Source organism: Streptomyces sp. NPDC020731 (genome assembly GCF_044334705.1).
Classification (GTDB): Bacteria; Actinomycetota; Actinomycetes; order Streptomycetales; family Streptomycetaceae; genus Streptomyces.
On record NZ_JBIRTN010000055.1, the window covers coordinates 1 to 1,279 of the forward strand.

The window sequence follows — 1,279 nt, forward strand, 5'->3', positions numbered from 1 at the left end:
TTCCGGGGGCTTCCTGCTTCACCGCGCTGTGCGGGTACGTGTGCCCGTCTTACCGGCGCTCCACAGGCGTTTAGCGTCTCCGCCCGTCCGGCGGCAACGATACGGCGTCCTTCGACGAGGACATTGCGGGCTGCGTTGTGGTCGCGGTCGTGCACAGTGCCGCACTCGCCGCACGCCCATTCCCGGACGTGGAGTGGCTTGGGGCCGTCCCGGAATCCGCAGGCCGAGCAGACCTGGGAGGAAGGGAAGGCCCGGTCCACCTTGGCGAAGGTGCGTTTGTGCAGAGCCGCCTTGTATTCCAGCATGCCGACGAACGCGGACCATCCCGCGTCGTGCACGGACTTGGCGAGCCGGGTGCGTCCGAGACCGGACACCGCGAGGTCTTCCACGTACACCGCTTGGCTGTCGCGGATGATCTGTGTGGATGCCTTGTGGTGGAAGTCGCGGCGCCGGTCCGCCACACGCGCGTGCTGTCGTGCGACCTTGATGCGGGCCTTGGCCCGGTTCTTCGATCCCTTGGTCTTGCGGGACAGTTCCCGCTGAAGGCGCTTGAGCTTCTTCTCGGCCCGGCGCAGGAAACGCGGGCTGTCGATCTTCGTCCCGTCGGACAGGACGGCGAAGGCGGACAGGCCGAGGTCGATACCGGTGTCGGTCTCCGCCTCGGGCAGGACGTCCGGCTCGGTGTTCACGACGAAGCTGAGGAAGTACCGGCCCGCACTGTCCTTGGTGACGGTCACAGAGGTCGGGGCTGCCGGAAGTCGGCGCGACCACGTGACCTTGAGGTTGCCGACCTTGGCCACGTACACCGTGCCGTCGTCCTTCAGGCAGAAGGCGTTGGTGTTGAGGCGGACCGACTGACGGGTGTCCTTCTTCGACTTGTAGCGGGGCGGACCGGTCTTGCGGCCCTGCCGCTTGCCTTTGATGCTGTCGAAGAAGTTCTTGTATGCGGTGTCGAGGTCCCGCAGGGACTGTTGCAGGACGACCGCGGAGACGTCGGCGAGCCAGGCGCGCTCGGCGGTGCGCTTGGCCTGGGTGATGCGAAGCCGGGACAGCTCGGCCGACGTCACGTACGGCAGCCCCGCCGCGTGTGCTTCCTTGCGGTCGCGCAGGCAGTCGTTCCACACCACGCGGGCACACCCGAACGCACTCGCCAGCGCGCGGCGCTGTGAGGCGTCCGGATAGGCCCGGTAGTTGTAGCGGAGCTGCATGACCAAAATCCTACTACGGTTGGTCTCATGGATGGGCAGAATGACTACAGGCGTGGCAGGCATGTGGTTTC

General features: G+C 66.5%; 1 protein-coding gene. It reads right to left on the reverse strand.

What is annotated here, in order from left to right; genetic code table 11:
• Window positions 1–1,208: RNA-guided endonuclease InsQ/TnpB family protein (locus ACH4VX_RS35600; RefSeq protein WP_398373472.1), on the reverse strand; the 1,208-nt coding region annotated here is incomplete at its 3' end.
• Window positions 1,209–1,279: the final 71 nt, after the last annotated feature.